Source organism: Brumimicrobium mesophilum, assembly GCF_003025005.1.
Classification (GTDB): domain Bacteria; phylum Bacteroidota; class Bacteroidia; order Flavobacteriales_D; family Crocinitomicaceae; genus Brumimicrobium; species Brumimicrobium mesophilum.
On sequence record NZ_PVSS01000009.1, the window covers coordinates 120,434 to 133,764 of the forward strand.

The window sequence follows — 13,331 nt, forward strand, 5'->3', positions numbered from 1 at the left end:
TCATTCTTGATACAATCAGGGATGACGGTTTTTTTTGTTTAATGAACATAGTTCAACAAATACTATTGTCCTAAAAATAAACATCACCCCTTTTGAAAGTTTATAAATTTCTAAACAAGATATGAACGAAAAGACTTTAATTTCTATTATTTTTGTAACATGAGTGATTATATTGTTTCAGCTAGAAAGTACAGACCCCAAACCTTTGATACATTGGTTGGGCAAGGCAATATTTCTACAACTTTGAAGAATGCAATCAAAAACGATCAGTTGGCGCAAGCATTTTTATTTTGTGGTTCACGAGGAGTTGGAAAGACTTCCACCGCTCGTATTTTAGCAAAAACGATCAATTGCTCAAACAAAACTGAAAACATTGAGGCATGCGGAGAATGCCCTTCATGCAAATCATTTGATGAAGGTCAATCTTTAAATGTATATGAATTAGATGCCGCCTCAAACAATAGTGTAGATGACATTAGAAATTTAATTGATCAAGTGCGTGTTGCACCACAATTAGGAGATTTCAAAGTTTACATAATTGATGAGGTTCACATGCTTTCAACAGCGGCTTTTAATGCTTTTTTAAAGACATTAGAAGAACCACCAAAACATGCGATTTTTATTCTCGCAACGACTGAAAAACATAAAATAATTCCTACCATACTTTCTCGTTGTCAAATTTTTGATTTCAATAGAATTCAAATTTCAGACATTGCTGATCACTTAAAAAAGATTTCCGTAAACGAAGGAATCGATGCGGAAAGTGAAGGCCTACATTTAATAGCTCAAAAAGCGGATGGAGCACTTCGAGATGCACTGTCTATTTTTGATCAAATTGTAAGTTTTGCTGGGAAGACCTTAACTTATAAATCAGTAATAGAAAACCTAAACGTTTTAGATTATGATTACTTTTTTAGATTAGTTGACTATGCATTAGACGAAAACATCACCAATAGTCTTTTGTTGTACCACGAAATCGTTAATCATGGATTTGATGGTCACCAATTTCTTGTTGGTTTATCAGAACACTACCGGAATCTTTTAGTTGGTAAAAATCCAAAAACAGTTGAATTACTGGAGGTCGGAGACGCTATAAAAGAACGATATAAAGAACAGTCAGCAAACATAGATGCCAAACACATCATGCGTGCTCTAGGTGTAATTAGTAGTGCAGACACCAATTACAAGTCAGCAAAAAACCAAAGATTATTGGTCGAACTAACTTTAATGCAATTGTGTTCGATTAAAAATGAGCTTGAAAAAAAAAAGCCTTAACTGATCCCGTTGAGATCATTCCTTTCAAAGGACAAAAAGACAGCAAAGCCTTAAGGGATAACAAAGCCAACTCAACCTCTAATCCTAAAACAAAGGAAAAACCAAAACCTATAATTTTAAATAAGGAAGCTAAAAAGCTCACAGCTCCTACTCGAAAACTTAACAACTCTTATTTAGGCATTAACGACCTAATGTCGAAAGCAAACACTAAGAAAGTAGAAGTTGTTGAGGAAAATCACGAAAATCGTCCAACAGAATCTTTTACTATCGATGATTTAAGAATGACTTGGAGAAAGTTCGCCTTCAAAGTTAAAGAAGAAGGGATGGGAACATTGTATACTGCCATGATAGGAAATGACCCGGAAATTGGAGAAAACTATCTAATCAAACACAGGGTTGACAATGATGTTCAAATGGGATTCATTAAAACTCATGAAACAACACTTGTTGGGTATATGCGAAAAGAACTCAACAATTGGTCTATCCAATTAAAGATTACTGAAGAAACTGTTAAAGGAGGGAAATTCTTCTCTAGTCAAGACAAATTTAATGATATGGCAGAACGCAATCCACACTTAACAACATTGCGTCAAAAATTTAATTTAGATATTGATTTTTAATTTAAGAATTATCATTGTCGGAGTTAAACGATTATGTATATTTGTGCCACTAAATTAAACGCGAACAAATAATTTTAAAAATATTCATTATCCGACGTGTTTAATTCATAAATTATATGTAATATTGCACCCCAATTTCGGAGAAGAATAAAATAATAGTCATGGATTTAATAAAAGAAGTTCAAAACGAATTTTCAACAGCATACGATGCGCCAGCTTTCGGAGCAGGAGATACAGTAGCTGTTTCATATAAAATTAAAGAAGGTGAAAAAGAGCGTATCCAGATATTTACTGGTGTAGTTCTTCAACGCAGAGGTGTTGGTTCAACTGAAACATTCACTGTACGTAAAATATCAGGTGGTATCGGAGTAGAGCGTATCTTCCCATTACACTCACCTTTTATTGGAGAAATTAAAGTACTTAAGCATGGTGCTGTACGTAGAGCTCGTATCTTCTACTTCCGTGAAAGAACTGGTAAATCTGCAAGAATTAAAGAGAAAAGAAGATTCTAAAATCTTTTTTCTTTCAACATACTTTAAGGACTTTCTTTTATCGGGAAGTCCTTTTTTTGGTTATCTCTATTTAATTCGAAAATGAAACGCTCTGTAATTGCTATCAATTTTGTGTTTCTTATAATTTTCAGCTTAATCCTATGGAGCTCATTGCAATTTAAAGAAAGTAGTGATTTCAACTACGCCATTCCGAAAAACTATCAAGGATTTGGGATTGATGTTTCTCATCACCAAGGAAAAATAAATTGGGACACCTTATTTTCGAAATCCCTTACTCCAGCCATTCATTTCGTTTATGCTAAAGCAACCGAGGGAAAAAACCATACAGATAGAGAATGGGATTACAACAGAAAAGAATTAATTCGGAAAAACATTAAACACGGCGCATATCATTTTTTTCGTCCAAACACTAACCCTAGCGAACAAGCAGAACATTTCTTGAAACACTATAAAGTTCTTGAAACAGATTTAGCGCCTGTTTTAGACGTAGAAATAGAGGGCTCCTCTGATGAAATTTTATTTGAGAACATGTTGACTTTTCTGAATGAAATTGAAAAAAAAACAGGAAAAAGGCCGATTATTTATACTTCATTCCATTTCTACAGAACAAAGTTTCAAGAAAATTTTAAAGACCATAAATTTTGGATCGCAGCCTATTCAGAACCATTCCTACTTCCTAAAGATGACAGAATACTGTATTGGCAATTTACTGACAAAGGAGATTTACCTTTTCATAGGAATGTCAAGCTGGATTTAAATGTAAGCAGAGTGAGTTTTGAATAATTCAACCAAAAATCACAGACAACAATGTCTCACTTTTATCTTCAGTTTCCTGTAATTCATTCGCAATATCTGAAGCCAAGGTAATTCCTCCGCCAAGGTACAACGCGAAATTATCTTCAAGCACTTGCATACAGCGCAAATTAACATATACTTTTAATTCATTCACACTCTTCAATCCAATTAATCCAGTATAAAACTCTCTTTTATGCGGTTCATTCGTCAGAATATAATTTTGCGCTAAATCCCTAGGTGTTCCACATACCGCTGGAGTAGGATGAAGAGACTGCATTAAATCATTCCATTTTTCTTTTGCTAAGGGGAATTCAAAATTGGTTTGCAAATGATAAACAGAACCCTTTTTTACTGTTTCAGCAGAAGAGACATACAAATCCCCCGAAAATTGAGCCTCAATCCTATTTTTTACAAAATCAACTACATATTGCTGTTCTTCCCTTTCTTTAGTTGTCCATTGAGTTTCTTCAGACCTTTTTGTTCCCGCCAATGCCATAGACTTCATTACTTTCTCGTTCCCTGAAAGTAAGGTTTCCGGTGTTGCTCCAATCCAAGTTCCAAATTTCTCATCGCTAACCAAATATACGAGAGCTTGACTTTTATATACCTTTGCTAGTCGTTGGAAAACTTCAATCATTCTACTGGCTTCCTCTTTTTCAACCAGCTTAATTCTTGAAAAGATAGCTTTTTCAATTCCGAACATTTCGAAGCCATCTATGAAATATTGTAAACCATTTAAATAAGCTTTTTCATTGGCAATAAAAACATCGTCTTCTTTATTAAAAAATAAATCAGCATTGGAAAATGCACTAACCTCCTCCTCTTCTATAAAATAAAAAGATTTTTCCTTTATGAAATCAGTTATAAAAAAACAGTTTTCAGGTAAATCCTCAAAACTTTTTTCGCGCCAAGACCCTTTTAAAATCTTCACCTCTTCATTCGGAAATTGATATGTTAAATATGCCATAATATTATTGCTGTCTTGGAACCACCATTACTGTTAAACGACCAGTACATACTAAACGACCAGTTTTACTATCTGTTAAGTCAACTTGCCATACATGGGTTCTCTTTCCAGCATGCACAACTTTCCCCACTGCTGTTACCATTCCAGAAGACATTCCACCAACATGATTTGCATTAATCTCTATTCCTACAGGAACTTCCTTTTCCACATCAAGCATCAAAGTTGACCCCATAGAACCAATGCTTTCAATCAGTGCAGCACTCGCACCACCATGTAACAACTTCATCGGCTGGTGGGTGTTTGCATTAACCGGCATCGTAGCAACGATATAATCTTTCCCAATTTCCACACATTTAATATCTAATGTTTCCATCATTGTGTCTTTATTGAAAGAATTGATATACTTTAAATCGACTTGTCTTAGCATCTTATTGATTTTTAAAAAGTTTTTAAATATTGAATAATGATAAAACAATCATTTTCTTTATTTGTGCACCCTAAAAGTAATTACATTCGTATAAAATATGACAAAATGCTTCAAGAAAACGTAAATCTTAAACCATTCAACACTTTTGGAATCACAGTTCATTCGGAATTTTTCGCTCCATTTACATCAGTAAACGAACTTAAATCATTGCTTTCAGAATTGAAAACCAAACCCTTATTGATTCTAGGAGGTGGAAGTAATGTTTTATTTCAAAGTGATTACAACGGTGTGGTATTACGAAATGAAATTAAAGGAATTGAGCTGATTGAAGAATCAGATAAAGATGTCACTTTAAAAGTTGGTGCGGGGATCGTTTGGCATGACTTAGTTCTACATGCCATCAAAAACAATTGGGGAGGAATTGAAAATTTATCTCTAATTCCTGGTAGTGTTGGAGCTAGTCCGATGCAAAACATAGGTGCTTATGGAGTTGAAATTAAAGATGTTTTTGATTCTTTAGAAGCTTTAGAAATTGCCACAAAAAAATTAAAAACTTTCACACATGAAGAATGTCAATTTGGCTATAGAGAAAGTGTATTTAAGAAGGAGCTCAAAAACAAATATGTCATTACATCAGTCACATTTAAACTTTCAAAATCTCCTGTTCTTAATACAAGTTATGGGGCGATTGAGGAGGAGTTAAAAGCAAGAGACATTTCTCAACCAACTATTAAGGACGTGAGTGATGCGATCATTTCAATTCGTCAATCAAAATTACCCGATCCTAAAAAAATTGGGAATGCTGGAAGTTTCTTTAAAAACCCAGTAATTCCTTTGAAACAATATCTCAAACTTCAATTGCGTTATAGTGAAATCCCTGCATATAAAGTAGATGAGCAAAATGTAAAAGTTCCTGCTGGCTGGTTAATTGATCAATCTGGATGGAAAGGTAAAACTTTCGGTGATTTCGGAGTTCATAAACGTCAAGCCCTTGTACTTGTCAATTATAAAGATGCTACAGGAAAGGAAATTTACGACTTATCTGAGAACATAATTCAAGATATTTCAGAGCGTTATGGGATAAACTTAGAACGTGAGGTGAATATTATTCATTAATATAAAGTTTTACATAAGTTCTAAACAATCTACACAACTAACTCACAACAACTTAAGCAAAGCAAGAATTAATATTTACGTAGTGAGAGTATGAAAATATCTAAAAATCAGCTATCTTTGCATTCGTAATAAATGACAACTTATTCTTAGGTTGACAAAAAAAGACTTTTATGGCTAAAGACATATTTGAAAAAATAAAAGAAAATAGAGGTCCAATTGGACAGCATGCTAAAGGAGTTCATGGCTACTTTACATTTCCTAAATTGGAAGGTGAAATCGGAAACAAGATGATGTTTCGTGGTAAAGAATGCCTTGTATGGTCAGTAAATAACTACTTAGGTTTAGCAAATCATCCTGAAGTTAGAAAGGCGGATGCCGATGCAGCTGCAAAGTGGGGAATGGCTTATCCTATGGGAGCTAGAATGATGACGGGTCAAACAAGTGAGCACGAAGCTTTAGAAAACGAACTTTCTGACTTCATGAAAACAGAAGATACAATTCTTTTGAACTTTGGTTACCAAGGAATGGTTTCAGCAATTGATTGTTTAGTTGACCGTGGTGATGTTATCGTATACGATAGTGAATCACACGCATGTATTTTGGATGGTATGAGATTACATGCTGGAAAACGTTTTGTTTTCAAGCACAATGACATGGAAAGTTTCGACAAACAAATGTCAAGAGCATCAAAATTGGTAGAAAATACTGACGGTGGAATTCTAGTAATTACTGAAGGAGTATTCGGAATGGCTGGTGACCAAGGAGACCTAAAAGGGATCGTTGATTTTAGAAAGTCTGGAAAATATGACTTTAGATTATTCGTAGATGACGCACATGGTTTCGGTACAATTGGTGAAACAGGAATGGGTGCTGGTGAAGCTCAAGGTGTACATGAAGAAATTGATGTATTATTCGGAACTTTCGCTAAATCAATGGCTTCAATCGGAGCTTTTATTTCAGCAAAAGAACACATTATTGAATTCATGCGTTACAATATGCGTTCACAAATGTTTGCAAAATCACTTCCAATGCCGTTAGTTGTTGGTGCACGTAAACGTTTAGAGTTATTAAGAACTCAACCTGAACACAAAGAGAACCTTTGGAAAATAGCATCTGCCTTACAAAAAGGATTGAAGGAAAATGGATTCAACATAGGTGAGACTAATTCTGCTGTTACTCCAGTCAATCTTCAAGGAAATCTTGCAGAAGCAACAAATATGACTTTCGATTTACGTGAAAATTATAGCATTTTCTGTTCAATCGTTATTTATCCTGTTGTTCCTAAGGACACAATTATGTTGCGCTTGATTCCAACAGCTGCTCATACTTTAGAAGATGTTGAGTATACAATCGAAACATTCAAAAAAGTGAAAGCTAAATTGGATAAGGGTGAATATAAAGCAGAGAAACTTGCAAATGTAGAGGTTGACAAATAATATTTAATTTTTTATTTGTTTGCCCTGTTAATATAATTAAGTGCTCCTCAACAATGTTGAGGAGCATTTTTTTTAGTTAAATAAACAAATTCTACCTTATATCTTTTTTGGTTTCGTGCATAAATTCAGTTTAGAATTAAAAGCGTTTTCATTCTAAGTTGTACTACTTTTACAAACATCGATTCTATTATCATAAAATGAAGAGATCATATCTCTTTTGTAATTTCAAAAAATGTCTAAACTCCCTTTAGAATATAAATTCCTTGATGTATCAGATTACGGAAGAAAACCCGGCCGATGGTTTGCAAAATCATTGATGAACACCAATGCAACACCTCTTCATGTCACAACGCTATTTCTAATCGTGGGATTGATTGCTATTGCTTGTATTATAGCTGGATACTTTTATGCAGCCGCATTTTTCATTGTTCTGAAATCAATAATTGATGCATCAGATGGAGAACTTTCAAGATTAAAACAAACCCCATCTCATACAGGAAGGTATTATGATTCCTTGTCAGATTTATTGCTGAACTTTCTTTTCCTTTGTGCAATAGCTTATATTGCAGATATTCGATTTGGCGAGATGCTCCTTGCCTTTTTTGGAATACAACTTCAAGGCACTCTTTATAATTTCTATTATGTTATTCTTAGGAATAACGTGAATGGAGACTCCACTAGTCGCATATTTGAAAACGAAACTCCGAAAGCTTTTCCAGGCGAAAAACAATCTACAGTTAACAAAATATACAAAGCATATATCGCTTTTTATGGTCCATTTGACAAGATTATCTATGCTTTGGATAAACAAGCAGCCAAGAGTAAACCATTTCCAAAATGGTTTATGACTTTAGTTTCTATATTTGGACTGGGCTTTCAATTGTTAATAATTTCCATCATGTTAATGTTAAACATGACTGAATACATAATTCCATTCTTTATTTGTTACACGTTATTGATCTTGGTTTTTGTAGCTATTCGAAAATTGTTTTTGAAATAAAGTGATATGTTTACTTTTATATTTACTTAATTCTTTTTGCTATGCAGTTTAATTTTAAAAAAGCAAATCCGGACGATGCTTCATCAATTTGGAACATTTTACAACAAGCGATTGCTCAAAGAAAATCGGATGGAAGTAATCAATGGCAAGATGGCTACCCAAATGAAGATTCTATTCGCACTGACATTAAAAACAATGTAGGATTCGTGTTGACAGCGGACAACGACATAGTAGGTTATTGCGCAATTCTAATTAATGATGAACCTGAATACGACAATATTGACGGCGAATGGCTAACCAATGAAGATTTTGTAGTTTATCACCGTGTTGCTATTGCTAAAGAATATTTAGGAAAGGGACTAGCTAAGAAAATGTTGAATTATATCGATCAGTATGCTTTGGAAAATGAAATATACAGTGTTAAAGCCGATACAAATTTCGACAATGGGCCAATGTTGGCTCTTTTTGAAAAGTTAGACTATAAATACTGTGGAGAAGTCTATTTTAGAGGTAGCCCAAGAAGAGCATATGAGAAAGTTTTATAATTAATATTTTTGATTTGTAGAGGCACAATACAATATACCTCTACAAATCAAAAAAATTAAACCCTTTCAATAATTGCTGCATAACCTTGACCAACACCAATACACAGGGTAATCAAAGCATATCTTTTTTGAGTTTTTTGTAGTTCAATAGCCGCTGTTTGCAAAATACGAGATCCTGTCATTCCCAAAGGATGACCTAAGGCAATGGCTCCTCCATTTCTATTTAAACGTGGATCATTATCAGCTAATCCCCAAGCTCTTGTACAAGACAATGCTTGCGCCGCAAAAGCTTCGTTCAATTCAATGATATCCATATCATCCATTGTTAAACCAGTTCTTTTCAATAATTTATTGGTCGCATAAACAGGTCCAATACCCATAATTCTTGGCTCAACACCAGCTACAGCAGCTCCAACAAACCTAGCCATTGGCTTTAATTGATGATCTTTTAATCCTTGCTCACTTGACAAAAGTAAAGCTCCTGCCCCATCGTTTAATCCCGAAGAATTCCCTGCAGTAACAGAACCTCCTTCTTTTTTAAATGCTGGTCGTAATTTACTTAATGTTTCAACCGTTGTTCCAGGTCTGAAAAATTCATCCTTATCAAATATTAATGCTTCCTGTTTACGTCTTGGAATTTCCACAGCAACTATTTCTTCAGCTAATCTACCATTTGACCAAGCTGTTTCAGCTTTTTGTTGCGACCATGCAGCAAATTTATCTTGATCCTCTCGAGAAATACCATATTTGGCCACCAAGTTTTCTGCTGTTACACCCATACCATCAGTACCATAAACTTCATGTAATTTTGGGTTAACAAAACGCCATCCGAAGGACGAATCATACATTTTCACATCACTACCAAAAGGCGCCGAGGACTTACTCATTACCCATGGTCCACGTGTCATGTTTTCCACACCACCAGCCAAATAAATATCTCCTGCACCGTCCTTTATTGCACGAGCAGCAGTTACAGCAGACGACAATCCTGAAGAACATAATCGATTAATAGTTTCCCCACCAATTGTGTTCGGTAGTCCTGCCAACAGCAGCGACATTCTAGCAACATTCCTATTGTCTTCTCCTGCTTGATTAGCACAACCAAAGATCACGTCCTCAATTGCATTAGGATCTAATGTAGAGTTTCTTTCAACAACTGTTTTCATAACTAAAGCCGCCATATCATCAGGACGAACATTTGATAATGAACCTCTAAAACTCCCTATTGGTGTTCTTACACCGTCAACTATATATACTTCTTTACTCATCTTTCTATGTGATTTTGAAATGCTAAAATAACAACAATTTCGCAGAACACTCCATTTAAAAGCTACCAAGACACTAGAATAATTCTATTTATCTTATACTTTATTGGGTTAAGTTCCAACCAAGGAATCCAATTAATTATTCTAAATTTATGGATTGCAAAAACGAACAAGATGATAAAACAAAAACTTTTGCTCTTTGGTTTCGGTATATGCATTTTTGCGCATACAGGAATTAGTCAAGAGCTTACCGAGAAAGAACAAGCATACATGGATTCTATTTCAGCTCAGAATCAAGAAAATAGTACAACCGCCGCAAGTCAAGAGGCTTACAACAAAGGAATTGAGCTTTTTAAACAAAAATCATATTTAATGGCAGTTGCCTCTTTTGAAAAGTCTATACAATTGGATAATAATTTCACAGCTGCTTTTTATAATAAAGGAATTGCGGAGAATGAAGCTAAACTTTACGGAGAAGCAGCTAAAACCCTAAGTCAGCTCTTGAATAAAGACCCAAACTATTCTAAAGCTTATTTTCAACGTGCCAGAGCATATCAAGGGAGTTTGGAATATACAAAAGCAGAGGTTGATTATAAAAAATCAATTGAAATAGACCCTGAAAACCCAAATGCATATTACAACTACGGAACACTTCAATTCTTACAAAAAGAATATGACTATGCAATTCAGTCATTTACAACAGCGATAGAAAAAAACGGAAATTTAGCTTATGCATATAATGACAGAGCAAGTTGTCACCGAATGAAAGGAGACTATACTAAAGCAGTTGCCGATTATGAACAAGCAGAAAAGAAAAATCCAAATTTAGCTTTCGTATTGAACAATATTGGTACAACAAAAATGAAAATGAAAAACTATGATGGAGCTATTGCTGCATTCAACAGAGCAATTTCAATAGATCAGAATTTTCATTTAGCATATAACAATCGTGGAGCAACACAAATGGAACGCAATAAAATAGAGGAAGCATTATCTGATTTCGAAAAATGTGTGCAAATAAAAAGTGATTATGCTCCAGGGTTTGCAAATATTGCTGCTGCTAAATTTAAAAAAGAAGATTACAAAGGTGCTAAAATAGCTGCTGATAAGGCTATTCAATTAGACAAATCCTATGCGAGTGCTTATGTAAATCGAGGAATGATAAATGAAATGTTGCGAGAAATGAATGCAGCATGTTCTGATTGGGAAAAAGCAAAAGAATTAGGCTCAGAAACCGGAGCGCAATATGCATCACAAAATTGTGGATTTTAAAGAATACTAATATGAAAACATTAAAGAAATTTATTTTAATTAGCACTTTATTGATCAGCGGATTCTCAACAGCACAAAACGTAGAGTTCAAACGCAGTAACTTCAAAGATGATACCGATGCATACAAAGAAGCTACGGATGCAATTGACAAAGGAACTACTCTATTTGAAGAAGGTTCATTGGCTATTTTTGAAGTGAGAGATCCAGGTTTGACCTTCAAAAAAGCACTTATTGAATTTGAAATTGCTCAAAAACTCAATCCTGAAAACGCGTTAAATAATTACAGAATTGGAGTTTGTTACATTCATTCTTCTACCCCATACAAAGCAATTCCATTTTTAGATAAAGCATACGCTTTGGATCCAGTTGCAGATCCATTCCTATATTATTATCATGGTAACGCTAAGCAACTTGAAGAGAAATTTGATGAAGCCTTGGTTTCTTACAAGAAATTTGAAGAGAATTATAGAAAGTCGGACAACTTCAACAAGTTTGTTACAATGCGAAAAAAAGAATGCGGATATGCTAAAAAATTTAAAGCAGAACCTGTTCGTGTATGGGTTGATAATGTTCAAGCACTAAATACAGAATTTGACGAAATTGCACCAACGATTACAACTGATGGAGCAGAAATTATATTTAGCTCTAATCGACCTAATGAAAACAAACCAAATGTAGTTGGAGATTTTGACCACGACATCTATAGTTCATTTAACAATGATGGGACTTGGCAAAAAGCAAAGCCAATTTCTGGAAGTGTAAATTCAACTTTAGACGACATTGTAAATAACTTGTCTTACGACGGAACAAAAATGCTTCTTCACAAAGATAACGAAGGGCAAATCGATATATATGAAACTATCTTAATGGGCTCGAATTGGAGTACTCCAGAAATTATGCATCATCAAATTAGCACAAAACGAACGAATGACATGTATGCTTCCTATAATCACGATGGATACAACATATTTTTCGCTCGAGGGAATGAAAACCTGAGTAAAGGAACGAATATTATGTATGCTGGGAAACAAAGTTTAATGGATAAAAGTTATAGCACTGCAACTACAATCAATCAGGTAAATAGTCAATTTAATGATGGCCCTATCTACATGCACATTGATGGAAAAACAATGTATATTGCTTCTCAAGGCCACGAATCAATTGGTGGATATGATATATTTGTATCGAAAAAGACTCAAGGAGGATGGTCAAAACCAGAAAATATGGGTTATCCAATCAATACTCCTTATGACGATTTCTTTTTTGCAGCAACAGCCAATGGAAAATACGCTTACATTTCTTCAAATCGTCCAAATGGCCAAGGTGGTTTCGACATTTATAAAGTTACTTTTTGGGGAGCTCCTAAACATCCAATTGTCGATATGGAGGATTACTTATTAGCCTCGATTGCAGAACCAATTAAAGACCCTCAGATTGAAGAAGTAGTGAGTGTTAATAAAGTTTCATTGACCGTTTTTAAAGGAAAAACAATTGACGCATTAACTAGAAAAGCTGTTGAAGCCTCGATAGAAATTACAGACAATAAAAATGGTAAAATTATTGAGAGATTCACAACAAACAGTGCAACTGGAAAGTTTCTCCTCTCTTTAACAGCTGGAAAAAACTATGGAATTGCTGTAAAAGCAGATGGATATTTATTCCATTCGGAAAACTTTGATGTTCCAGAAGGAAGCGATTACAACCTTATCGACAAAACAATCAATCTGAAAAATATTGCCGTTGGAAGTAGAATTGCTTTGCGAAATATTTTCTTTGATGTTGGAGAATCAATCTTAAGAAGTGAATCTAATGCAGAATTAGACAGGCTGGTAAATCTATTAAAAGAAGTTCCAACTTTAAAAGTTGAGATTTCAGGGCATACCGACAATACAGGTTCTGCAACGATTAATGACAAGTTGTCTCAAGATAGAGCTGATGCAGTCGTGGTATACTTAAAGGGCAAAGGAATTTCAGCAGACAGATTAACTTCGCAAGGGTATGGAGCTTCGAAACCAATTTCCAGTAACAATTCTTCACAAGGGAGACAAGAAAATAGAAGAACGGAGTTTGAAATTACTGCTAATTAATACATTCTTCAATT

General features: G+C 34.5%; 13 protein-coding genes. 10 read left to right on the forward strand and 3 right to left on the reverse strand.

The window, feature by feature from the left end:
- The first annotated feature begins 159 nt into the window (after window positions 1-159).
- From dnaX to C6368_RS10755, 4 genes are all read left to right on the forward strand, one after another.
- Window positions 160-1,275, forward strand: coding sequence for a DNA polymerase III subunit gamma/tau (gene dnaX / locus C6368_RS10735; protein WP_107039201.1), 1,116 nt, complete (start codon window positions 160-162; stop codon window positions 1,273-1,275).
- 191 nt (window positions 1,276-1,466) lie between these two features.
- A complete protein-coding gene (locus tag C6368_RS10745; RefSeq protein WP_107039203.1) occupies window positions 1,467-1,895 on the forward strand; it encodes a hypothetical protein in 429 nt (142 codons plus the stop codon).
- Window positions 1,896-2,056: 161 nt separating this feature from the next.
- The gene (gene rplS, locus C6368_RS10750; RefSeq protein ID WP_107039204.1) at window positions 2,057-2,407 is read left to right on the forward strand and encodes a 50S ribosomal protein L19; all 351 of its coding nucleotides are present in this window, start codon (window positions 2,057-2,059) and stop codon (window positions 2,405-2,407) included.
- A gap of 81 nt (window positions 2,408-2,488) precedes the next feature.
- Window positions 2,489-3,190, forward strand: a complete 702-nt coding sequence (locus C6368_RS10755) for a glycoside hydrolase family 25 protein (RefSeq protein ID WP_107039205.1) — start codon at window positions 2,489-2,491, stop codon at window positions 3,188-3,190.
- A gap of 1 nt (window position 3,191) precedes the next feature.
- On the opposite strand, the gene C6368_RS10760 is transcribed toward C6368_RS10755, so the two are convergent.
- A complete protein-coding gene (locus tag C6368_RS10760; protein ID WP_107039206.1) occupies window positions 3,192-4,169 on the reverse strand; it encodes a chorismate-binding protein in 978 nt (325 codons plus the stop codon).
- Between the two features lie 4 nt (window positions 4,170-4,173).
- Window positions 4,174-4,596, reverse strand: coding sequence for a hotdog fold thioesterase (locus tag C6368_RS10765; protein ID WP_107039207.1), 423 nt, complete (start codon window positions 4,594-4,596; stop codon window positions 4,174-4,176).
- A 105-nt stretch (window positions 4,597-4,701) separates the two neighbouring features.
- Here C6368_RS10765 and murB point away from each other — a divergent pair, with 105 nt between their 5' ends.
- The 4 genes from murB (at window position 4,702) to C6368_RS10785 (ending at window position 8,693) form a co-directional block, all read left to right on the forward strand.
- On the forward strand, window positions 4,702-5,712 hold the full coding sequence (gene murB / locus C6368_RS10770) for a UDP-N-acetylmuramate dehydrogenase (protein WP_107039278.1): 1,011 nt from the start codon (window positions 4,702-4,704) through the stop codon (window positions 5,710-5,712).
- Window positions 5,713-5,882: 170 nt separating this feature from the next.
- On the forward strand, window positions 5,883-7,148 hold the full coding sequence (locus tag C6368_RS10775; protein ID WP_107039208.1) for an aminotransferase class I/II-fold pyridoxal phosphate-dependent enzyme: 1,266 nt from the start codon (window positions 5,883-5,885) through the stop codon (window positions 7,146-7,148).
- A 232-nt stretch (window positions 7,149-7,380) separates the two neighbouring features.
- Complete coding sequence (locus tag C6368_RS10780; RefSeq protein ID WP_107039209.1) at window positions 7,381-8,148, forward strand: CDP-alcohol phosphatidyltransferase family protein; 768 nt, start codon at window positions 7,381-7,383, stop codon at window positions 8,146-8,148.
- A gap of 41 nt (window positions 8,149-8,189) precedes the next feature.
- On the forward strand, window positions 8,190-8,693 hold the full coding sequence (locus C6368_RS10785; RefSeq protein WP_107039210.1) for a GNAT family N-acetyltransferase: 504 nt from the start codon (window positions 8,190-8,192) through the stop codon (window positions 8,691-8,693).
- Between the two features lie 56 nt (window positions 8,694-8,749).
- On the opposite strand, the gene C6368_RS10790 is transcribed toward C6368_RS10785, so the two are convergent.
- A complete protein-coding gene (locus tag C6368_RS10790) occupies window positions 8,750-9,961 on the reverse strand; it encodes an acetyl-CoA C-acyltransferase (RefSeq protein WP_107039211.1) in 1,212 nt (403 codons plus the stop codon).
- 171 nt (window positions 9,962-10,132) lie between these two features.
- Between C6368_RS10790 and C6368_RS10795 the strand changes: the two genes are divergently transcribed.
- Entirely contained in the window at window positions 10,133-11,230 is a 1,098-nt protein-coding gene (locus tag C6368_RS10795; protein WP_107039212.1) for a tetratricopeptide repeat protein, read from the forward strand.
- Between the two features lie 11 nt (window positions 11,231-11,241).
- Window positions 11,242-13,317 (forward strand): OmpA family protein, encoded by a 2,076-nt coding sequence (locus C6368_RS10800; RefSeq protein WP_107039213.1) that lies wholly within the window; start codon window positions 11,242-11,244, stop codon window positions 13,315-13,317.
- Window positions 13,318-13,331 lie beyond the last annotated feature (14 nt).